The organism is Cellulomonas sp. P4_B5_2 (genome assembly GCF_056402235.1).
This window is the reverse complement of sequence record NZ_JBFUHU010000054.1, coordinates 1-21,321: the sequence shown is the minus strand read 5'-3', so window position 1 is coordinate 21,321 and position 21,321 is coordinate 1. Positions and strand designations below refer to the sequence as shown.

Sequence of the window (21,321 nt, the reverse complement as noted above, 5' to 3'; positions counted from 1 at the left end):
GCGCTGGACTCCGTCGGGCTCGGCGCGGAGGTCGTCGCCGGCGCGGCCGTCGGACCGTCAGCCGCGCCGTCGGGCTCGACGCCGGGGGACGCCGACGCCGACGCGGACGGGGTAGGGGCGGGCGTGGGCTCCGCTGCCTGTGCGGGTGCGACCTGCAGGGAGAGGAGGACCGCCAGTCCGACGATGGCGGCGGTCCGTCCCGTATTCGTATGCATCGTCCTGATCCCCTCGTGGTCCGTCCGGCACCGAGAGCCTAGAGGTCTGGCGGCACGCCGTCCCGCACTCTCGTCGGCGAGGTCAGCGCGGGTTACGGTGCTCATCGGTCCGACGCCGGCAGGCGATCCACAGGCGACGGGGAGTGACGTGCGACGAGTGATCCGTGGGATGGCGATGGCGGCCGGGCTCGGTCTTGTCGTCGTGGCCTCCGTGCTGCCCGCGCTCCCTGCCCGGGCGGCCGAGGAGGTCGTCACGCTCCCGGCCTCGGGCTCGTGGTCCGTCGAGGGGCGCGGCTGGGGACACGGGATCGGGATGTCCCAGTGGGGCGCCCAAGGTGCCGCGCTGCAGGGGCTCACCGCGGAGCAGATCCTCGACTTCTACTACCCGGGCACCACGCGCTTCGACATCGGTCAGGACTATGCGCTGCGCGTCCGGCTGTCCGCTCTCGGCGGGGCGTCCGCGACGTTCGGGCCGGTGACCGGGTCCTCGCTCGTCGTCGTGGACACGGCGTCGGGGCAGTCGGTCACCGCGGCGCCCGGGGCGCGCATCGTCGTCGCGAAGACGGCGGCGGGGTTCACCGCCACCGCCGTCCTGGGCGGTGTGCAGACGCCGCTGACCCTCGGGTCGGCGACGACCGTGACCGGGCCGGTCGACGTCCGTGACGTGGCCGGCGGCCAGGCGTGGGCCTACCAGGCGTCGGGGGCGGGCGTGCGCTACCCCGCCACGCTGCGCTCGAACGCCACCGGGACCGCCTCCCTCGAGGTGGTCGCCCACGTGCCCATGGAGCAGTACCTGCGCGGCGTGGTGCCCCGCGAGTCGTCGTCGGGCTGGGCGCCTGCCGCGCTGCAGGCACAGGCCGTCGCCGCCCGCTCGTACGCCCTGGCCGTGCGGGCCGGGTCGGGGACCGCGGACCTCTGCGACACCACGGCCTGCCAGGTCTACGGCGGCGCTGCGTCCTCGACGGCCGCGGGCGCCGTCACCGAGCTGTACGCGTCGACCACCGACGCCGCGGTCCTGGCGACCGCCCGGATCGCGCGCTACTACGGCGGAGGCCCGGCGTTCACGCAGTTCTCGTCGACCAACGGCGGCTACTCGAAGGTCGGCTCGCGGCCGTACCTCGTGGCCAAGCCGGACCCGTACTCCGGCACCGCGCCGGGCGACACCCGGACGCGCTGGACGGACACCCTGACCGTCGCGAGGGTGCAGCAGTCGTGCCCGGCAGGCGGGACGTTGCAGAGGATGGTCCTGACCCGCGACGGCCTGGGTGACCTCGGCGGCCGGATCCTGTCCGCGCGGCTGGAGTGCACGACGGGCACCGCGACGATCGCGACCCCCGCCTTCGGCCTGCTGTCCAGCTGGTGGCGCCCGACGTCGGTCGGGGTGCCGCGAGGCAACCTCGAGGTGGCGGTCGGCACGGTCGGCGGTGTGCGGGTGAAGGGCTGGGCGCTCGACCCCGACACGACCGACCCGGTGACGGTCCGCGTGACCTACGGCGGACAGACCCGCAGCACCGTCGCCCGGCTCGAGCGTGCGGACGTCGGCGCGGCTTTCCCCGGATCGGGTTCGCTGCACGGTTTCGACGAGACCTTCCCCGCCTCTGCCGGTCCCGTCTCCGTCTGCGTCACGGTGGTGAACGTCGGGTCGGGGACGGACCTGAGCCTCGGGTGCGCCTCCGTCACCGTGTCCGCCGGTGCCCCGTTCGGTTCGTTCGACTCGGTGGCCGCGGCCCCGGGCAGCGGCAGCCCGGGCGCCACCGTGGCGGCGCAGGGCTGGGCTGTYGACCCTGACGCCCCCACGGCACCGGTCTCGGTCCAGCTGCTGGTGGACGGCGTGCTCACGGCGACGGCGACGGGCAACCTCCCGCGCCCGGACGTCGGCGCGGCGCTGCCCGGGGTAGGTGACTCGCACGGGTACCGGCTCACCGCGACGGCTGCCGCAGGCCAGCGCGAGATCTGCGTGCGCGCGGTGGACACGCCGTCCGGGTCGGCCGTGACGCTGGGCTGCCGGACGGTCACGGTGCCCGGTGGACCGCCCCGCGGCAACGCGGAGGTCATCGTCGGCGACACCGGCGGCGTGCGGGTGGTCGGCTGGGCCCTCGACCCTGACACGACCGATCCTGTGTCGGTGCGCGTCGACGTCGCCGGCACCAGCCGGACCGTCCGCGCCGACGGGACCCGCAACGACATCGCGGGGGCGTTCCCGGGCTACGGATCCGCCCACGGGTTCTCCGCGGTGCTCCCCGTGGCGGCCGGCACCCACGTCGCGTGCGTCACGGCGCTCGACTCGACCGGGGGTGCGGGCGTCGCGCTCGGCTGTGCGACCGTCACCGTCGCGGGCGGAGCGCCTCGCGGCAACGTGGAGGTCGTCGCCGGTCGGCCGGGCGGCGTGCAGGTGTCGGGATGGGCGCTCGACCCCGACACGACGGGCCCGATCTACCTCTGGGCCGACGTCGACGGCGCCAGCGGACCCCTGCTCGCCTCGGGCCGCCGGGCGGACGTCGGCGCGGCGTTCCCCGCACTCGGCGCCGACCACGGGTTCTCCGCGATGCTCGCCGCCGCCTCGGGGCAGCGCACCGTCTGCCTGACGGCCCTCGACGACGGCGCCGGGCCGCACACCGAGCTCGGGTGCTGGCGCGTCACCGTGCCGGGCGGGTCGCCGGTGGGCAACCTCGAGGTGGCCAAGGGCACCCCCGGCGGGGTCCAGCTCACCGGGTGGGCGCTCGACCCCGACAGCACGTCGTCGCCCTACTTGTGGGTGGAGCTCGACGGGCGGGGCCAGTACATGCTCGCGTCGGGTGAGCGGGGCGACATCGCGGCGGCCTTCCCGGGCTACGGGAGCCGGTTCGGGTTCAGCGGCACCGTCGTCGCGCAGCCGGGTTCCCGCACGGTGTGCGTCACGATCGTGAACGGTGGTGTCGGAGCGCACACGTCGTTGGGCTGCCGGACCGTCGTGGTCCCGGCGGGCTAGCCCACGCTGGTGAGCTCGGCCGGGGCGGCCGCCGCCGGCGGGAGCGCGGCCGACAGCGGCTCGAGCAGCGCCACGTCCCGCTCGTCGGCCGCGTACCTGACCGCGACGGCGAGCAGCGCGCCGACGAGCACGGCATAGACCGCCACGGCGGGCACGAAGCCGAGCGGTGACTCCCAGCTGGGGGAGAAGGTCACCCACTGGCCGTCCGAGCCCTCGGCATACCGTCGAGCGGCCCAGTAGAAGGCGAGGACGTGGCCGGCGGCAAGCATGAACCCGGTGGCCCTGGCCAGCCCGCGGTGCAGGACGGGCGACGTGTGGATGGATGCCGTCACCAGCGGGACCGCGAGCAGCGGCGCACCAACCGCCAGCGGGAGGACGTAGCGGCCCTGCCACACCATGCCCGCGGCCTCCGCGGTCGGCACGGTGAGCGCGATGGGGACCACGACGACCGCGAGCAGGAGCGCGCCCAGCGCTGCCCGCCCGCGCCGGGCACCGGGGAGCACGAGCGCGACGAGCAGGACGACGGCGGCGGCTGCAAACCAGGCGAGCACGGTCGGGAAGGGGGAGGCGGTGTCGAGCCACCCGAAGTTGCCGACCATCTGCTCGAGGAAGTCCTGGGTGGCCAGCAGCATCAGGGCGATCACGAGCCGGGGCGCCGCCAGCTCGGGGAAGAGCCCGCTGGTGGTGACCACGTCGCTGTGGGACGCGAACCAGGCCAGTGCGAGGGCGGCGACGGCCAGGGCAGCGGGCGCCGCGGCGCGCACCGACCGGGTGCGAGCCAGCCGCCGCACCGTGCCGGGACGCGCGGCCACCAGCGCGATCGCGACCACGAGGACCGCCCAGACGGGGCCTGACGTGCGGACCAGGACCAGCACCGCGCCCGAGACCACCGCCTGCACCACGACCGACGTGCGCGCAAYGGCGCTGCGACCCAGCTCCAGGCAGGCGGCCCAGAACGCGAACCCGGCCGCGATCTCGAGGCCGTTCGGGTTCACCGTGCCGGCGAGGAACAGGACCATCGGCGTCAGGGCGACAGCGGCCGCCCAGAGGCCGGCGACCCGACCGGTTCCCCGGACCGTCGTCGCCACCCCCCACAGGATCAGCGCGCCCCCGAGCAGACCGCTCACCAGTCGCATCGCGTAGACGGCGGCCTCGCCCTCGAGGAACAGGGAGGGCCAGCCGACGAGCGCGTAGTAGAGCGGCGGGTACTGGCCCGCGTACGTGATCGCGGTCGTGGGCCCCGCGCCGCGTTCGGGCATGCCGGGCTGGCAGTCCGCCGACTCCTCGTCGTCGAACCGGTAGCAGGTCGCCAGGTCCTCGGCCGCTCCGAGGTCGGACGGCACGTCGACGTAGGTGGGTGCACCGGGCGTCATGGTGTCGACCGGAGCGGCGCCGACCTCGCCGCCGAGCTGCCCTCGCACGACCGCCGCGGCCTTGATGACGTGGCTCGGCTCGTCGGGCGACGCCATCAGCGGCATCGCGAGCGACCAGGCCGCGATGATCGCGAGCACGAGGCCCGCGGCGACGGGTGCGAGTGGGCGCCGGTGCGCGCCGGGCAGGATCGTCCCTGGGCTCACGTCTGCGCATCCTTGCGGCTCGTCGGTCGGGCCGGCGAGGCGCGCGGCGAGGGAATACTAGCGGGTGCTCCTGGACGGATGTCCTGCTCTCTCGCAGCCGTGGGGCACGGGCTGCTCAGAGCAGCCTGCGCACCGTCCGCCAGTACGCGCGCAGCAGCGCCTCGGCGAGACCGCCGCCGGGCGGCAGCGGGAACTGCGCCGGGTCGAACCGGTCCGTCAGGAGCCAGGCGAGCTCCTTGTCGGAGACCTCACGCGTCGCCTGGACCTCGCGCCGCCGTTCCCGGACCCAGGTCAGGTGGGTCGCGATCCAGCGCCAGCCCCGGACCTTCTGCCGACCCCAGCCCTGCGCGACCGCGATCGCGGTGATCGCGAGCTCGAACCCCAGCAGCGGAACCGCCAGCAGGGCCAGAGTGCGGGCCTCGTGGCAGGTTGCCAGGAACAGCAGCCGGTTGCGCTCGACCAGGTACATCTTGAGCGGGCTCCGCCCGAACTCGTAGTGGTGCACGGCGACGGCCGAGGGCACGTACTCCACCCGGAGCCCACGCTGCCAGCAGCGCCAGCTGATCTCGAGGTCCTCGAGGTACGCGAAGAACGGCACGGGAAACCCCCCGAGGTCCCGCCACGTGCTGGTCCGCGCAGCCATGCAGGCGCCGCTCACGCTGGCGACGGGGACCTGGCGCTCGTGGGACGTGACCGGGTCGCCCATGCCGCCCGCCCACGAGAGCCCGAGCACGTGCACCGGGTTACCCACCGAGTTGACCGTGGCCGGGTCGTCCGCGAGCCGGATCTGCCCGCTGACCAGCCCCACGGCCGGGTCCTCGAGAGCCGCGGCGAGCTGAGGCAAGGCGTCGGGCGCGACGATCGCGTCGGAGTTGACCAGCGCGAGCACCGGGCCGCGCACCTGCGCCACACCGAGCTCGACGCCGCCGGTGAACCCCAGGTTCTGCGCCGGTCGCAGCACCCGGACACGGTCGTCCGCGGGCAGGGTGCGGACCGCGTCGCTCGTGCAGCCGTTGTCCACGAGCACGAGCTCGACGGTCGGGCCCTCGGTGGCCAGCACGGCGGCGACGGCGTCGTGCAGGTACGGCTCGTCGCCGTACGCGAGCATCACGACGGACAGGTCGGGCGGGGGCGTCGTCATGTGGGCCTCACCATCGAGCGAGCGTGCGGCGGACGGCGGCTGCCGCCGCGACGAGGGCCGCGCCCGAGCCGATGACGAGCGCCAAGGCGACGCGGGCCGTCAGGGGGAGCGGGATGAGCAGGGCCACCAGCAGCGCGACCAGGCCGATCGACCACGCGCCCGTCGCGGCGGCGTCCCGGCCGCGGGCGAGCAGACCCTGCACCAGCACCTGGACGTTCATGAACAGCGCCGCGGACGCCGCGAGCAGCGCGATGTCCCCCCGGCCGATCTCGAACTCGGGGCCGAAGAGGAGCCGGACGGCCTGGGGGCCGACCAGCGCGGTGGCGCCGATACCCAGGACCCCGATCGCCGCCGTGACCAGGGACGCGGTCCGGAGGGCGGCGACGAACGCCGTGCGCTCGTCGCGAGCGACGTACCGGGCGAGGCGAGGGAGGAAGACGGCCTGGACGGCGGCGAACAGGAAGAGCGGGATGCGCGCGACGGTCAGCGCGTTGACCAGGTTGGCCGCCGTGGTCTCCTCCCCGGGACCCTTGAGCAGCTGTGCCGCGACCGGGCCGGCGTTCGCGAGGGCCTGCGACGTCAGGGAGGCGAGCACCAGCGGCATCATGACCGCCGCCACCCGGGGGCCGGGCCCGCGGGACAGGACCGGGCCGGTCCGGATCATGGCCAGGCCGGTCGCGACGATCGGGGCGATCCCGAGCACGGCACCGAACCAGAGCGCGTCGTCGACCCCGTTGGCGGCCAGCACGGCGGCCCCCACCACCCGCAGGGCGCCATCGACGGCGAGCTGGAGGCCGTACCGGGGGAACCGGCCCGTGCCGGCGAGCACGCCGCGCGCGAGGTAGGCCAGGGCCATCCCGACGAGCGACCCGACGAAGGCCCATGCGATGCCCGGCTGGCCGTCGAAGACCACGTCGGTGATCCAGGTGTTCGCCAGCGCGACGACGCCCGCCACGACGAGCAGCGAGATCCCGGCGTACCTCGCGGGCACGCGCAGGGACGGAGCTGTCGGGTTGCCGAGGGACCGTCGCGCGGCGATGCTCCGCCCGGCTTCCTGCTCGACCGGCAGGTAGAGGCCGATGCCCAGGGCGTTGACCAGGGTCCACAGGAGCGCCAGCGCGGTGTACGGGGCGCCGAGGCCGAGGGTCTGCGCGGCGATCGCCAGGAAGGCGAAGGAGGACAGGCCGTAGACGCCGATGCCCACGCCGACCCACAGGATGCTGCCGGGGACCCGGCGCACCAGGGATGTCGCCGAGGTCACCGTGAAGCGTCCCCGCCGCCACCTGCGTCGTCGTCGGTCTCGAGCGTGACGCTCGAGACGTCGGGCTGCGGGTCGTGCGCCGCACCCTCGACCGTGTCGACCCGGCGTCCCAGCAGCGCGAGCTCCTCGGCGATCGTGCGCGTCTCCTCCTCGAGCGACGAGATCTCGATGCTCAGCTGGATGCAGACGAACAGCAGGACGATCAGGCTCGAGGCGAACAGCAGGTTGCTGGGCGTCTCGACGCCGACGAACTTGGCGAGCCCGAACAGCACGCCCGGGAACGCGCCGAGCACGATGACGACGACGAGCACGACGAGCCAGATGGCCGCGTACTTCTCCCGGAGCCGTCGCGAGCGCAGCAGCCACACCAGGAAGCCGAACGTCAGCGCACAGAGGGCGAGCGCGAACGGGTAGCCGCTCATCGGACCGCCTCGCCGGGCAGCGGTGTCCCGGGCCGGGTCAGGGCCACGGCGAGCGCGAGGCCCGCGCGGAGCAGGAAGATCGCCGCACGCACAGGGCTGTGCGACGGCTCACCGCCGGCTCGTGGCCGCATGGAGACGCCGACCTGCCTGATCGTCAGCCCTGCACGGTGCGCGATGACCAGGGACTCGACGGTGTCCCCGAGGTACTCCGCGGGGTAGTTGCCGGCGAAGAGCTGCACCGCGCGGGGCCCGGAGATCTTGAACCCCGACGTCGTGTCCGTCAGCCGGGTCCCGACGAGCCGGGAGAGCACCGCGGACAGGCCGGACATCGCCCAGCGCCGCGGCCCCCGGGCCTCGTAGGTCCCGGTCCCGGCGAAGCGGGCGCCGATGACGACGTCGGCCTCCTCGTCGGCGATCGCGGTCAGGAGGTCCCGGACGTTGCGGGGGTCGTGCTGGCCGTCCGCGTCGAGCTGGATCACCGCGTCGTACCCCTGCCGCAGCGCGTACTTGAATCCGGCGCGCATCGCGCCGCCGACGCCGAGGTTGACCGGGAGATCGAGGACGGCGACGCCGCTCGCGCGAGCGACCGCCGAGGTCTGGTCCGTCGAGCCGTCGTTGACCACGAGCACGTCGACCTCGGGCAGGTACTCCTGCACCTCGGCCAGGACGGCGGGGAGGGCGATCTGCTCGTTCCACGCGGGGAGGACGACGAGGACGCGCGAGATCGGGCTGGGCACGCGGAGCACTCTAGTCGACGGGCCAGGGCGCCGACGGCGGCCCCACGGCCGCGCCCGACTACCCTGTCCAGCGGACGGATCGACTCCGTGACCCACGAATGAAGGAGTGACACCGTGCAGTGGTTGGTGACCGGCGCCCGCGGCATGCTCGGCCAGGATCTGGTCGCGCAGCTGCGCGGACGCGGCGACGACGTGACGGCGCTCGACAGGGCGGAGCTCGACGTGACGGACCTCGCCGCGGTGCTCGAGGCGGTGGGCGGCCACGACGTGGTGGTGAACTGCGCGGCGTGGACCGCGGTGGACGACGCGGAGGCGCAGGAAGCCGCGGCCTTCACGGTCAACGCCGTCGGGGCGGCAAACCTCGCGCGGGGCGCCGCGCGTCACGGAGCCCGCATGGTGCAGGTGTCGACCGACTACGTCTTCGACGGTGTGGCCACGACGCCGTACGCGGCGGACGCGCCGGTGCTGCCCCGCTCGGCCTACGGACGCACCAAGGCCGCGGGCGAGTGGGCGGTACGGGCCGAGGCTCCCGACCACCTCGTCGTCCGCACGGCGTGGCTGTACGGCGCGGGCGGTGCGTGCTTCCCCAAGACGATCGCGCGGGTCGCCCGGGAGCGCGGCGGCCTGGACGTCGTCGACGACCAGGTGGGTCAGCCGACGTGGACCGCGGACCTCTCGGACCTCATCGTGCGCCTCGTCGTCGCGCAGGCGCCCGCGGGGACCTATCACGGGACGTCGTCCGGGAGCACGTCCTGGCACGGGTTCGCGCAGGCGGTCGTCACCGCGGCCGGTCTGGACCCCGACATCGTGAAGCCCACGACGAGCGAGGGCTACGTCCGGCCCGCCCCGCGGCCGGCGTACTCGGTGCTCGGGCACGACTCGCTGAGCGCCGCGCACGTCGAGCCCATCGGCGACTGGGCGGACCGGTGGCGGGCGGCGGCCGGGACCGTGCTGTCGTGAACGCTCCCGTCGGCGCGGTCGCCCGATGACCGACCACGAGGTCGTCGTGCCCGCCGGGGTTCGGGTCGAGCGACACGGCATCCGCCGGCTGCTGGCAGCCGTCCGCGGATCGGTGCTCGGGCGCTTCGCCTCCGTGGGGATCCTCAACACCCTCGTCGACCTGGGCCTGTACGTCCTGCTGTTCTCGCTCGGCGTCGGCCCGGTCCCGGCCAACCTCGCATCGACGTCGGCCGGCCTCGCCGTGAGCTTCCTCGGGAACAGCCGGTACGTCTTCCGCTCCACCGCGAGCCGGCGCCGCCAGCTCCCGCTGTTCCTGCTCGTGGCGGGGATCGGGATCTGGGCCGTGCAGCCCGCGGTGATCCTGGGCATGACCGCGGTGCTGGAGAGCGCGGGTGTCGACGAGCCGGCGGTCGTCGGCGTGATCAGCAAGGTCGTCGCGATCGGGGTCGCCGCCGTGTGGAACTACGTCTTGTACAGTCGCGTCGTCTTCCGCGACCGCGGCCACGAGCAGGGAGGTGCCGCGTGAGTGCCGGACCGACGCAGCCGGGGGTCGCTCCGGCCGACGAGGTCGAGGTCAGCATCGTCGTCCCCGTGTACCGCGGCGAGGTCACGCTCGCGGACGTGGTCACCGAGCTCGAGCCCCTGACGCGGACCACGACGACCCCCGACGGCCGGACGTTCCGCGTGGTCGAGGTCGTGCTGGTCTGGGACAACGGTCCGGACAAGAGCGACGACGCCATCCGACGGCTGGCCGCCGAGCACGCCTGGGTCCGGCCGGTCTGGCTCTCGCGGAACTTCGGGCAGCACCCCGCCACCGTCGCCGGGATCGCCGCGACTCGCGGCGCCTGGGTGGTCACCATGGACGAGGACGGCCAGCACGACCCGGCGGACATCGGCCGGATGCTCGACGTCGCCTACGGGTCCCGCTCCGCGCTCGTGTACGCCTCGCCCGTGAACAAGGCGCCGCACGCCGCGTTCCGCAACGTCGCCTCGAACCTCACCAAGGGTGTCGTGCTGCGCTGGCTCACCGGACCGACCGCCGTGCCGTTCCACAGCTTCCGCCTGATCTTCGGGGAGCACGCACGGGCGGTGTCGGCGTACTGCGGCCCCGGCGTGTACCTCGACGTCGCGCTCGGCTGGGTGATCGGCGCGGTCGCCACGTGCCCGGTGACCCTGCGCACCGAGGGTCGTGAGGCGGCGGGCTACAACCTGCGGCGGCTGCTCTCGCACTTCTGGCGGCTGGTGCTCTCCACCGGCACCCGGCCGTTGCGTGTGGTCTCTGGGCTCGGTGTCATCACCGCGGTCCTCGGGCTCCTGCTCGCGCTCTTCCTGATCGTGCAGCGCATCGCCGGCGCGGTCGACGTCGCGGGCTGGACGTCGACCATCGTGGCCGTCCTCCTGGTGGGCGGGATCATCCTGCTGGCCCTCGGCGTCATCGCGGAGTACGTCGGCATGGCCGCCGGCATGTCGATGGGCAAGCCGCTCTTCGTCGTGACGTCGGACGCGTTCGCCACCCTGGACCGGCGGACACCCTCGAGGCCGTCGGACCCGCCGTGGACCTCTGGCTGATCGGCGCGGGAGGTCTGCTCGGCTCCGCGGTCGCACGCGTCGCCGCGGGCCGGCACCGGGTGCACCCCGCGGGCGCGATCCCGTGGAGCGACCCCGAGGCGAGCTCGGCCGTCCTGGCCGAGCAGCACGAGCGGTTCCACGCGTCGCGTCGACCGGGCGCGCCGTGGGGCGTCGTCTGGGCTGCCGGCACCGGTGTCGTCGCCTCCACGCCAGAGCAGCTGGCCGCCCAGGAGCGGGTGCTGCTCGATCTCGCCACGCAGGTCGCGGCACGCTCCGACGACGCGGGTGCCTTCCTGTTCGCGTCGTCCGCGAGCGTCTACGGCGCCGGAGGCCGCTCCGAGTACACCGAGGCGGACGTCGCGGTCCCCGTCGGCCCGTACGCGACCGCCAAGCTCCGCCAGGAGGAGCTGCTCACCGCGCTGTTCTCGGCGCCGACGGGCCCGCGCCTCGCCGTCGCCCGCATCACGACCCTGTACGGACCCGGCCAGAATCTCGGCAAGGGCCAGGGGCTGATCAGCTCGATGTGCATGGAGGTCATCCGCCGCGGCGTCATCTCGCTGTACGTGCCGATCGACACGGCCCGCGACTACGTCTACACCGACGATGCCGCGGCCCTGTGCCTGACGCTCCTGGAGCGTGCCGCCGGACCGGGGGAGCAGGGGCCGATGATGCGCATCGTCGGCAGCCACCGGGCGTCGACCGTGGGGGAGCTGGCGCACCTCGTGCAGGCGGTCGCGCACCGGCGCACCCACGTCCGTCAGGTGCAGACGGCGCTCGGCGCGTTGCACGTGCCCCGGCTGGCCGCGAGGACCACCGACGCGGAGCTCGTCGCGATGCCGCGCACCTCCCTGCCCGCGGGCATCGCCGCGGTGCACGCGGACGTGCTCCGACGGCTGATCAGCGGCTCGCTCGCCGCCTGACGGCGACCCGCCTCACAGCGACCCGTCCGGACAGGGACTCGTCCGGTCAGACGAGCCGGACGACCGAGAAGACCACGGCGACGACCGCGAGGGCGCCCCCTGCCAGGACGGCGGTCCGGGTCCGCAGGCCCGCCGCGGTGAGGACCGCCATGATCGGCACCAGCGCGTATCCGTACCGGGCCGGCGGCGGCACGTACACCGACTGCGCGTAGAAGCTCAGCACGATGAAGAACGACGCGCCCGTGATCCCGGTCAGGAGCGTCGCCCACGCGAGCACGCGCTCGCGCAGCGGCCGCAGGCCGTAGATCGCGGCCGCGAGGAAGCCGGAGGCCAGGAGCAGGCCACCGATGCGCTGGAGGACCTCCGTCAGCTCACCGCGCCCCACGGCCGTCCACGGGCTCGAGAGCGGCGTCAGCCAGCTGCCGAGGAAGCTGACCAGCGGCCAGAGCGACAGCTCGGTCGCCTTGAAGCGCTGGTTCATCGGGATCGCGTCGAGGTTGCCGTGCGTCATCGCACCCTGCACCACGAGCCACCCGCCGGCCACGACGACCGCGGTCGCCGCGAGGGTCACCCCGCCGATGATCCAGCCCCGCGGCGTCACGCGGGCGCCCGGGTCGTCCACCACGGCCGTGGAGGTGACGTAGGCGGCGTCCTCGGCGGCCGGCTGGGCCGGAGGTGCTCCGCGCGTCGCGCGCCAGCGGCCGATGACCAGCCGGAGCAGCATGTACAGACCGATCGCCACGAGGACCGTCACGTTCGTCATCTTCATCGCGAGCGCCAGGACGCCCACGACGGCGAGCACCGGCCATCGCCGGGACGGTCGCTCCTCCCACCACAGGGCAGCCAGCAGCGCGCCCGCCCCAACGGCGAACGTGGCGGCGTCCGGGGTGATCGTGGAGCTGGGATACACCACCGCGGGGACGCAGGCGAGGACGACGAGCACCGACGTCAGCGCCCATCGCCGGGCACCGAGTCGCCGCCCGGCGGCGTAGGCGAGCAGGAGCCCGCCGGCGAGCCACACGGCGCCCGCCAGCCGACCGGCGGTCACCAGGTTGTCGGCAGGTGTCAGGGCGAGGATCGGCAGCGCGAGCAGGTGCGTGACCGAGTAGTAGAGCGGGGTGTTGGCGGACGCGGTGTTGTAGCCGTCCTCCTGGAAGTCGCCGGGGGTGTAGTCGGCACCGGGCCGGCAGGCCGGCAGCTCGAAGCCGGGAAAGTCGAGGCCGCGGCACGCCTCCTCCTGCATGGCCTCGTCGTCCACCCGGTCGCCCGGGGCCACGAGCGACGGGCTCTTGTAGAGGTAGTCGATGTGCTGGAGCTCGTCGACCGGGCCGACCAGCGTGTACGCCCGGACGTGCAGCCCGACGGACAGGAACGCGGCCAGCACGATCAGCAGGGGCGGCAGCACCACAGGGACCCACGCCGGGAGGCGAGTGGTCGCCCGCGGRGGCGCCGGGTCGCGCAGGTCGGTGGTCTCGGTGGTGCTCGTCACGATGTCCTCAGGAGGGTCTTCGGGCCGGAATGCCGGGGGTCAGGCTACCGGGGTCGACTGGGTGGACGGGTCAGGATCGGTCGGAGACGCCGGGCGGCGGCGCGCCCGCAGAGCCAGAGCACCCGTGACCGCGGCCCACGAGACCATGCCGACGACGCCCGCCCAGAACAGCAGCCAGGCCGTCCTGAGCCCCGGGGTCACGTAGTCGACGGTCAGCTGCCAGGAGCCTGCCGGGAGGTCGGCCGCGATGTTGCCGGCCCGCGCGATCGTCAGTGGAACGTCCTGGCAGGCGCCCCCGTCCGTGGCGCAGAGCGTGCCCTCCCACCCGACGTACGAGGCCTCGTTCAGCTGCACGGGACCACCCGACGTCGTGACGTCGTAGACGAGGTGGCCGGGCGCGTACTCCACGGGCTCGACGACGAGGTCGTCGCCGCACTCACCGCTCGCCTCGCAGTCGCGCAGCGCCCGACGGTTCGGCACGGTGTCGGCGTCGCCGGAGATCACCACGCCCCCCGCCGCGTAGAGGGCCAGGGCGTCTTCGCTGGTGGCGGGGTCCTCGTAGGCGTGGAACAGCCTCGTGAACGACTCGAGCCCCTTGAGGTTGGCGTACCCGCCCACCGAGGCGATGCCGGTGTAGTACGCGGTGTTCCACATGTTCTGCGACTCGAGGAACGGCACCGGCCGCTGGGTCTGCTCGGTCCGCGGTGGTCGGTGCTGCGACGGCACGACGGCGCTCAGGGCCACGGTGGCCGGGTCCTCCCGCGCCGCGATCATGCTGTCGACCGTCCGGCCCCCGCGCCACCGCGGGCTGCCGACGCCCACGAGCACCGCGACGAACAACGCCGCCGTCGCCAGGATCGTCCACGGCGGCACCCAGCGCGGCGCGCTGAAGGCTGCCAGCTGGCCGATCAGCGCCGCGCCGAGGAGCAGGCCCGCGAGCATGGTGAGCGCGACGGGCCGACGCCACGCGAACGCCCAGGCGGTGCCGGCGAGCCGGCGGGTGCCGTCCTGGTGCACCGCGCGGGAGAGTGCCACGAGCGCCATCAGGAGGACGGCCGCCAGCAGGAGCGGCCGGTAGTCGCTGAACCGGAAGCGGCTGAGGTCGAAGCCGGGGAGCGCGTCGAGCGCGTGGAACCACGGCCAGATCGGCAGCGACACGAGGGCGCAGAACGTCGCCGTCGCGGCGGCGGTACGGACACGGGCATCACGCCACGGGACGAGCGCCAGCAGCGCGACGACGGTCGCCGGCAGGAAGTAGGAGCGCATCGACATGTCGGTGGGCAGGTTCTCCCCGTCGTACGGGAAGAAGACGGTGCCCAGGATGCCGAGGTTGAACACCGACAGCTCGGAGGTGGTGGGCGAGCCCGCCCCTCGGACGAGGACGGCGGGGAGGAACTTCAGGGTCGCCATCAGGCCGCCGAGCACGACCGCGGTGAGCATGGGCAGGAGGTACTCGCGGAGCCGCGGCCGTACGAGCAGCTGCGTCATGGCCACCCACACGAGGCCGGCGTACACGAACGCGACGACCATCCCGGGGTAGATGCCCACCATGGCCTGGAACACCATCACGGCCGCGAGGGGAACTCCCCACCAGCGCTTCCACGGCCACACCGGCGACAGGACGAGAAGGATCCACGGCGCCCAGGCGTACCCGCGGACGATGTCGAGGTGCTGGGCGTTGGCGAAGTACCCCGGGGCGAAGAACCCGGCGACGAGACCGAGCGTGGCCGCGACGCGACCGAGCTCCCACCGGCGGGCCAGCACGTAGAACCCGAGCGCACCGAACGCCACGTGCAGGGCCTGGATGATCGCGGCGACGTGGTTGGTGTAGTCGACGATCGACGCCGGGATGCCGAGCGGCAGGTACCAGGAGGACGTCTGCAGCGCCACGGCCTGCGGATATCCACCCCACGTGTACGGCATCCACTCGAGCGGGTGCACGAATCCACCGTCACGCCACCAGGCGAACGCCTCCGCGTTGTAGCCGCCCATGAAGTCGAACTGCGGGCTCACGTCGCCGCGGAAGAAGCCCAGGAAGAGCAGCGCCTCGAGCAGGACGAGCAGGCCGACGACCGTCGCGATCTCGGGCAGCCGGGCCCGCAGCCGCGCGCGCAGGGGTGCCCGCTGGACAGAGCGCTCCGTCCTGGGGTGGACGTCGGTCATCGGTGCGGCGGCGGCGTTCACGAGTCGGCTCCTGCGGAGGCTGGGAGGCTCGCCGCGGTGGCGTCCTCGGTCGTGGTGGGGACCGGGCCGGTGCGGCGGCGGGCCGCATCGACGACGGCACGGGTGATCAGCCGGGCACGCCGTACGCGCGGCGCGACCGCGAGCACGTAGAACCCGGAGTACTTGGTGATCCAGGCGGCGTRGCCCCAGCGCCACGCCACCGGCAGCAGGCCGGAGCGGACGAGCAGGAGCGTGTTGCGGACCATGTAGTAGTTGCGCACCGGGGAGTGCACGTGCACGTCGCGCTCCCGGCCCGGGATGCGCTGCGTGCGGTCGCCCAGCGAGTGCTCCAGGTGCGCGCCGACCACAGCGAACAGGTCGTAGCCGGCACGCCGCGCCCGCAGGCCCCACTCGAGGTCGATGTGGTCGATGAACCAGCCCTCGTTCATGGGCCCGACGTCGTCGAGGACGCGGGCGTCGATCAAGCAGCCCGACGCCAGGAGGAAGACCGCGTCGATCCGCGCACCGTCCGCAGCAGGAAGGTCGGCGCGACGGGGACCCCAGCGGCGGGCCGCGAACACGAGGATCGCCCCCGGGTTGCGCTCGTCGACGATCACCGGCCCGACGGCCCCGACCGGGCGACCGGCTGCGGACACCGGGGACCCCACGAGGTCGGTGACGAGGCGGTCGACCATGTCGGACGCCGGGCGCGAGTCCTGGTCGGAGAGGAGCACGTGCGTCGCGCCCCGCTCGCGGGCCCGGGCGATGCCGAGGTTCTGGGCGGCGGCGATGCCCAGGTTGCTGCCGAGCGCGACGACGTCGTCGTCCGACCCGGCGAGCAGGGCGCGCAACGCGTCGACGTCCTGCGGAGCGCTCCCGTTGTCGATGACGAGCGTCAGGTCGACCTGGGGGCGCAGAGCCGCGAGCAGGGCTGCGGTCGCGGGAAGGKCGGGACGGTAGGTGACCACCACGGCCACGATGCGGCGCGGCTCGTCGACGCGGTCGTCTCCCGGGCTGGGAGCCGTCATGTCAGCCCCGGAGCGAGGCGAGGTGGGCGTCGACCGCCTCGAGGCTGGGCAGCAGGCCGTCGGCCAGCGCCTGCTGCAGCGTCGGCGCCGCGAGGTCCTTCTCCGACAGYTGCGGGGTCAGGGGCGACCCGTCGCGCGCGGTCGTCGGCCAGGCCACGGCGATGTCGGCGTCGAGCGGGTGGATGCCGTGCTCACGGCCGGGCGAGTAGCCCGTCGAGCACAGGTAGACCACTGTGGAGCCGTCCTCGAGGGACATGAACGCGTGGCCGAGACCCTCGCTCAGGTAGATGCCGCGGCGGTCGACGTCGTCCAGGAGCACGGTGTCCCACTGGCCGAAGGTCGGCGAGCCCACCCGGATGTCGACGACGACGTCGAGCACGGCACCGGACACGCACGTCACGTACTTGGCCTGCCCCGGGGGGACGTCGGCGAAGTGGATCCCCCGGACGACGCCCGCCGCCGAGACCGAGCAGTTGGCCTGCTGGAGGTCGAGAGCGTGACCGACGGCCTGCTCGAACGCCTCGGCCTTGAACCACTCGAGGAACACTCCCCGCGGGTCTCCGAACTGCCGGGGCGTGATCTCCCAGGCGCCAGGGACGGTGAGCTCGCGGTACTCCACGACGGGTTCCTCTTCTCGGTCGGGCGGCGACGTCGGGCGGCGACGACGACGGGTCAGCCTACCGGCCCGGGTGACGGTGCCTGCCCGATCGGCCTCAGCGCGTCAGCACGCGGCAGCCGAGCTCGGGGTTGCCACCTGCGGGCACGTTGATGGCGTACGCGCAGAGCCGGTGCGTCCCCGCAGGGAACGTGACGGTCGCCTCGTAGCCGTGGTTCGTCGTCGAGAAGTACCGCGCGAGATCACCTCGCTCCCGGTCCGCGAGCACGGGTGTCCCACCCGAGTCCACGTACACGTGCACCCAGATCGGCGCGGTGGTGTCGGGGTCGACGGCCCAGCCGCTGACCGTGGCGACGCCCTTGCCGTTCACAGTGCTCAGCGCGACGGAGTCCAGCTGTCCGACCGGGGGCCTGTCGACGATCGTGACCCGGCGGCAGCCGAGCGAGGGGTTGTCCCCGGCGGGGACGTTGATCGCGTACACGCACACGGTGTGCGTGCCCGTCGGCACCCGCACGGTCACCTCGAAGCCGTGCTCGGTCGACGGGAAGTAGCGGGCCAGGTCGCCGCGCGGTCGGTTCGCGAGGGTGGGCGTGGCCCCGGAGTCCACGTACACGTGCACCCAGATCGGGGCGGTGGTGTCGGGGTCGCGCGCCCAGCCGGTCAGGGTCGCCGTGCCCAGCCCGAGGACCACCGAGTCGACCTGCCCGACGGGGGGCCGGTCGGGCATGGTGACGTCGCGGCACGAGATCGCCGGGTTGTCGCCGGGCGGCACGTTGATCGGGTACACGCAGAGCCGGTGCGTGCCAGCCGGCATCGACACGGTCACCTGGAAGCCGTGGTTCGTGGTCGAGAAGTACCGCGCGAGGTCGCCGCGCTCGAGGTTCGCCGTCGTCGGCGTCCCGCCCGAGTCGACGTACACATGGACCTGCAGGGGCTCGGGGGAGTCCGGGTCGAGCGCCCACCCGGTGACCGTGGCGGTCCCGAGCCCGAGCACGACGGAGTCCACCTGACCGACGGGCGGTGCGTTCTGGATCGTCATCCAGCGGCAGCCGAGGAGGCGGTCGGCGCCCTCGCCGATGTTCGTCGCCCGGACGCAGACCGCGTGCGGACCTGCGCTCGCGGGGATCGTCACCGAGTACCCGTGCCGTGACCCGCTGCCGGGGAAGGCCGCACCGACGTCCGGCCGGTCGATGTCCGCGGCGACGCTGGTCTCCACCCCATCCACCGCCACGCGGACCGTCAGGGAGGCGGGCGAGTCGGGGTCGATGATCCAGCCGCTCACCGTGAGGTTGCGCGACGTGGTGGTGTGCCCGTCCCACGACCCGAACGGTGTGCTGTTCGACGCCGCGTCGGTGAGCGCCGACACGCGCGCGCGGATGGCTCCGAGCTGGTTGTACAGGAGCTGGCCGGGGCACGACGTCAGCTGGGCGTCGCGGTGGCCGAAGATCGTCGGGAACACCACGACCGTCCCTGCGGGGTACTTCGACGCACCGCCGCCCGAGACCATCGCGACGTTCGCCGAGCCGAAGATCCGGTGCATCGCGAACTTCCACGCGATGGTCCGGCTGATCGCCTCGGTCATGGCGCCCGTCGGGGCGACCGTGTCATAGCTGCCGATCGCCGAGACCGCGAACGTCCGGGAGTTGAATCCGCCCGTGTGCACGCCCACGACGTCGACGTCGACGCCGCCGGCCCGTCCCTCCCACACGCGCCCGAACTGGTCGACGAGGAAGTTGTAGCCGATGTCGCACCAGCCGCGGCCACCCGCCGCCTCGGGGCGTGTGTGGTACTCGTAGAAGCCGCGGATCAGGGCCGGCACGTCGGCGGCGCTGTAGCTCGTGGTCGAGGCCGTGTGGTGCACGGCGGCCGCGACGACCTCGGTCGACAGGTCGGGGCGGCAGGTGCGCAGCGACTCGTCCGCACCCCAGCCGGACCGCGGGATGATCGTGGGGGGSGGGGGTGCGGCCGCCTGGACATAGGCCGCGTTCCGGGTCTGCGCCGCACCGGTCGCCGCCGCGGGCTGGGCGTCGCCGGCCTGCTCGCCCGGGTCGATGAGCACGGCCTCGAGCCCCCGGACGTCGCCGGCAGCCGACTCCGCCCAGATCTGCAGGCCGTCGGCGTGCAGCGCCACGATCGCGTCCGTCGCCCCGCGCGTGCCCGACCTGGCGGCGTCCGGCGACCCCGGGTCCGGGCTGATGTCCGACGCCGCGACCGCCTCCCAGTCGCTCCACACGTCCGCCTGCCTGGTGCGGTACCGGATGACGACGTCGTCACCGCTGGGAGCCTCGTCCCAGGTCACGCCCAGGACGGAGAACGCGGCCGTGTCCATGGGGGCGGTCAGCACGTCGGGGGCCGGAGGGGGACCCGTCGGTGCCTCGGTCGTCGCGGGGGGCTCCGCGAAGGGCACCCGACCCGTCTCGGGCGGCGCGACCTCCTCGGGCTGCTCAGTGGGCGGCGCGACCTCCTGCGGCTCGTCCGTCGGCGGCACGACGGTGTCGGGCTCCTGCTCGGCAGGCGGGACAGCGTCCCCTGACTCCGGCTCGGTCAGCGGCGCGACGTCCACGGACTGCTCGGCGGGCGGCGGGGCGGACCCGGGGAGGGTGGACAACGCGGTCGCGTCCACGCCGGTGAGCGAGAGCTCCACGGTCGACCCGTCGGACGTGGGCGCAGCTGTGCTGCTCGCGGGTGCCTGGGCCGCCCGGGTCGCGGGCAGAGCGGACGGACCGGCAGCACCCACCAGCAGGGTGGCGGCCACGGTCATGGTGAGCAGCGGGAAGGTCGGTGTCACGGCAGGCCTCTCGACCACACCAGCACACCACGCGGTGGCACTAGTCGCGGGAGGACACTCCGGGAGCCGTCGACCCGGCGTCGGGGAGGCCGAGCAGGGGCCGCGCCGACGTCCGCATCGCGACGAGGGAGAGGGCGACCACCCACACGACGGCGATGAGCTGCAGGAAGGCGGCGGCGCGCAACGGCATCACCGGGTCGTTGAAGAGGAACTGGGAGTACGCCGTCAGTGCCGTGACCTGCAGCAGGAGAGCCGGCACCACATACCTCCTGTCAAGCAGGATGCAGAGCAGGGTGAAGACCCCGCCGGCGTAGAAGTAGCGGTCGTGCATCTCGGGCAGCACGAACGGCACCACCACCCCGATCGCGGCACCCACCTGGAGCAGCCAGGTCTCGGGTGCGGCCAGGAGCGGCCCACGCCTCAGGTAGAGCGCGCACAGGAGTGCCACGACGCCGAGCGCGAAGAAGACACCGGCCGGGAAGACCGTGTCGAAGAAGAGCTGCGGCACCCACTGGTACATGTTCGTGACGTTGGCGGCCAGGACCGGCTGCGTGCTCGTCTGCTCGGCGTAGATCCCGGCGAGCGAGGCCACGGACCGCCCAGCGAGCAACGAAGGCAGGTAGGTGAGGAGGAGTGCACCCACGCCCGCCGCCACCGCCCGCCACCGGTGCCGCTGCACGATGAACGCGACGGCCATCCACGGCAGGAAGAACAGCGCCTGCAGCTTGAACGAGAACGCGAGCCCGAAGAGGACCCACGCCGGGACGTCACGGCGCCGGAGGAGGAAGTACATCGCCCACACGAGCAGCGACGTGTAGATCGCGTCGACCTGGCCCCAGAAGGCCGAGTTGAGGAACACCTCGGGGACGAACAGGATCCCGACGCCCGCGAACGCGGCGACGAAGATGCTGCCGCGCAAGCGATGGGCGATGGCGGCGACCCCCAGCGCCAGCACCACGTCGAACGCGCCGGCGACGAGCTTGACCACCGTGAGGTCGTACTCGACGGGCAGGAAGGTGCCCAGGTACAGCAGGTACAGGAAGGGCGGGTTGTAGTTGGCGAAGTCCGTGCCCAGCGCAGCGAACCCCTCGGCCCGCAGCGTCTCGAGCCACGGCCCCATGTAGTACTCGTAGTCGCCGGTCGAGTTGGGCGCGAGCGCGTACCGCATGCCCACCGCCGACGCCAGGGCCACCGCGAGGAGCAGCCACTGCTGCCAGGTGGCCCCGTTGTCGGGGTCTCGCAGGAGGAGTCGTCGGCGGCCGCGGGCGGGCGGCGACGAGGGCGTCTCTCCCACGGCCCGCTCGGCAGTCAACGCGCGTCGGTCTCGAGCAGTCCGAGCAGGTAGGACCCGTAGCCGGACTTGACGAGCTTCTCGGCGCGTTCGCGCAGGGCGTCGTCGGTGAGGAAGCCGCGCCGCCAGGCGACCTCTTCGGGGGAGCCGACCTTGAGTCCTTGGCGGTGCTCGAT

16 protein-coding genes and 2 pseudogenes are annotated in these 21,321 nt (G+C 73.6%); 5 read left to right on the top strand and 13 right to left on the bottom strand.

Annotation, left to right across the window (positions count from 1 at the left end):
- Nucleotides 1–215: pseudogene (locus tag AC1DUQ_RS05680) on the bottom strand (glycoside hydrolase family 3 protein); the annotation flags it as partial.
- A 148-nt stretch (nucleotides 216–363) separates the two neighbouring features.
- Here AC1DUQ_RS05680 and AC1DUQ_RS05675 point away from each other — a divergent pair.
- A complete protein-coding gene (locus AC1DUQ_RS05675; RefSeq protein ID WP_477063149.1) occupies nucleotides 364–3,183 on the top strand; it encodes a SpoIID/LytB domain-containing protein in 2,820 nt (939 codons plus the stop codon).
- On the opposite strand, the gene AC1DUQ_RS05670 is transcribed toward AC1DUQ_RS05675, so the two are convergent.
- The 5 genes from AC1DUQ_RS05670 to AC1DUQ_RS05650 all read right to left on the bottom strand — a co-directional run bounded on the left by AC1DUQ_RS05670 (nucleotide 3,180) and on the right by AC1DUQ_RS05650 (nucleotide 8,321).
- Entirely contained in the window at nucleotides 3,180–4,760 is a 1,581-nt protein-coding gene (locus AC1DUQ_RS05670) for a DUF2142 domain-containing protein (RefSeq protein WP_477073497.1), read from the bottom strand. The two genes, AC1DUQ_RS05675 and AC1DUQ_RS05670, sit on opposite strands and share 4 nt — an antisense overlap.
- Before the next feature lie 115 nt (nucleotides 4,761–4,875).
- Nucleotides 4,876–5,901, bottom strand: a complete 1,026-nt coding sequence (locus AC1DUQ_RS05665; protein WP_477063151.1) for a glycosyltransferase family 2 protein — start codon at nucleotides 5,899–5,901, stop codon at nucleotides 4,876–4,878.
- A gap of 7 nt (nucleotides 5,902–5,908) precedes the next feature.
- Nucleotides 5,909–7,162 carry a lipopolysaccharide biosynthesis protein gene (locus tag AC1DUQ_RS05660; RefSeq protein WP_477063152.1) on the bottom strand — a complete coding sequence of 418 codons (1,254 nt, stop codon included), beginning with the start codon at nucleotides 7,160–7,162 and terminating at the stop codon, nucleotides 5,909–5,911.
- Nucleotides 7,159–7,584: a DUF2304 domain-containing protein gene (locus AC1DUQ_RS05655; RefSeq protein ID WP_477063153.1), complete on the bottom strand. Its 426-nt coding sequence runs from the start codon at nucleotides 7,582–7,584 to the stop codon at nucleotides 7,159–7,161. Before AC1DUQ_RS05655 ends, AC1DUQ_RS05660 begins: the two co-directional genes overlap by 4 nt.
- Entirely contained in the window at nucleotides 7,581–8,321 is a 741-nt protein-coding gene (locus AC1DUQ_RS05650) for a glycosyltransferase family 2 protein (RefSeq protein ID WP_477063154.1), read from the bottom strand. The genes AC1DUQ_RS05655 and AC1DUQ_RS05650 overlap by 4 nt, the downstream gene beginning before the upstream one ends.
- Before the next feature lie 114 nt (nucleotides 8,322–8,435).
- Here AC1DUQ_RS05650 and rfbD point away from each other — a divergent pair, with 114 nt between their 5' ends.
- Genes rfbD through AC1DUQ_RS05630 form a run of 4 tightly spaced genes read left to right on the top strand, consistent with a single transcriptional unit; the run spans nucleotide 8,436 to nucleotide 11,770 of the window.
- Nucleotides 8,436–9,281: a dTDP-4-dehydrorhamnose reductase gene (gene rfbD, locus AC1DUQ_RS05645; protein ID WP_477063155.1), complete on the top strand. Its 846-nt coding sequence runs from the start codon at nucleotides 8,436–8,438 to the stop codon at nucleotides 9,279–9,281.
- A gap of 25 nt (nucleotides 9,282–9,306) precedes the next feature.
- Nucleotides 9,307–9,807, top strand: a complete 501-nt coding sequence (locus AC1DUQ_RS05640; RefSeq protein WP_477063156.1) for a GtrA family protein — start codon at nucleotides 9,307–9,309, stop codon at nucleotides 9,805–9,807.
- Nucleotides 9,804–10,850, top strand: a complete 1,047-nt coding sequence (locus tag AC1DUQ_RS05635; protein WP_477063157.1) for a glycosyltransferase — start codon at nucleotides 9,804–9,806, stop codon at nucleotides 10,848–10,850. Before AC1DUQ_RS05640 ends, AC1DUQ_RS05635 begins: the two co-directional genes overlap by 4 nt.
- Nucleotides 10,835–11,770, top strand: coding sequence for an NAD-dependent epimerase/dehydratase family protein (locus AC1DUQ_RS05630; protein ID WP_477063158.1), 936 nt, complete (start codon nucleotides 10,835–10,837; stop codon nucleotides 11,768–11,770). Before AC1DUQ_RS05635 ends, AC1DUQ_RS05630 begins: the two co-directional genes overlap by 16 nt.
- A 46-nt stretch (nucleotides 11,771–11,816) precedes the next feature.
- On the opposite strand, the gene AC1DUQ_RS05625 is transcribed toward AC1DUQ_RS05630, so the two are convergent.
- The 7 genes and pseudogenes from AC1DUQ_RS05625 to AC1DUQ_RS05595 all read right to left on the bottom strand — a co-directional run.
- Complete coding sequence (locus AC1DUQ_RS05625) at nucleotides 11,817–13,259, bottom strand: glycosyltransferase family 39 protein (RefSeq protein WP_477063159.1); 1,443 nt, start codon at nucleotides 13,257–13,259, stop codon at nucleotides 11,817–11,819.
- A gap of 39 nt (nucleotides 13,260–13,298) precedes the next feature.
- The gene (locus tag AC1DUQ_RS05620; protein ID WP_477073496.1) at nucleotides 13,299–15,443 is read right to left on the bottom strand and encodes a hypothetical protein; all 2,145 of its coding nucleotides are present in this window, start codon (nucleotides 15,441–15,443) and stop codon (nucleotides 13,299–13,301) included.
- The gene (locus AC1DUQ_RS05615; protein WP_477073495.1) at nucleotides 15,440–16,450 is read right to left on the bottom strand and encodes a glycosyltransferase family 2 protein; all 1,011 of its coding nucleotides are present in this window, start codon (nucleotides 16,448–16,450) and stop codon (nucleotides 15,440–15,442) included. Before AC1DUQ_RS05615 ends, AC1DUQ_RS05620 begins: the two co-directional genes overlap by 4 nt.
- Before the next feature lies 1 nt (nucleotide 16,451).
- Nucleotides 16,452–17,069: a dTDP-4-dehydrorhamnose 3,5-epimerase family protein gene (locus AC1DUQ_RS05610; RefSeq protein ID WP_477063162.1), complete on the bottom strand. Its 618-nt coding sequence runs from the start codon at nucleotides 17,067–17,069 to the stop codon at nucleotides 16,452–16,454.
- A gap of 94 nt (nucleotides 17,070–17,163) precedes the next feature.
- Nucleotides 17,164–19,854: an N-acetylmuramoyl-L-alanine amidase gene (locus tag AC1DUQ_RS05605; RefSeq protein ID WP_477063163.1), complete on the bottom strand. Its 2,691-nt coding sequence runs from the start codon at nucleotides 19,852–19,854 to the stop codon at nucleotides 17,164–17,166.
- A 40-nt stretch (nucleotides 19,855–19,894) separates the two neighbouring features.
- On the bottom strand, nucleotides 19,895–21,148 hold the full coding sequence (locus AC1DUQ_RS05600; RefSeq protein ID WP_477063164.1) for a glycosyltransferase 87 family protein: 1,254 nt from the start codon (nucleotides 21,146–21,148) through the stop codon (nucleotides 19,895–19,897).
- Between the two features lie 14 nt (nucleotides 21,149–21,162).
- Nucleotides 21,163–21,321, bottom strand: a pseudogene (locus AC1DUQ_RS05595) (glucose-1-phosphate thymidylyltransferase); the annotation flags it as partial.

Bases quoted from the DNA above. Each gene is read 5' to 3' on its own strand.
- AC1DUQ_RS05665 (WP_477063151.1), bottom strand. From the start codon at position 5,901: ATGACGACGCCCCCGCCCGACCTGTCCGTCGTGATGCTCGCGTACGGC.
- AC1DUQ_RS05655 (WP_477063153.1), bottom strand. From the start codon at position 7,584: ATGAGCGGCTACCCGTTCGCGCTCGCCCTCTGTGCGCTGACGTTCGGC.
- AC1DUQ_RS05640 (WP_477063156.1), top strand. From the start codon at position 9,307: ATGACCGACCACGAGGTCGTCGTGCCCGCCGGGGTTCGGGTCGAGCGA.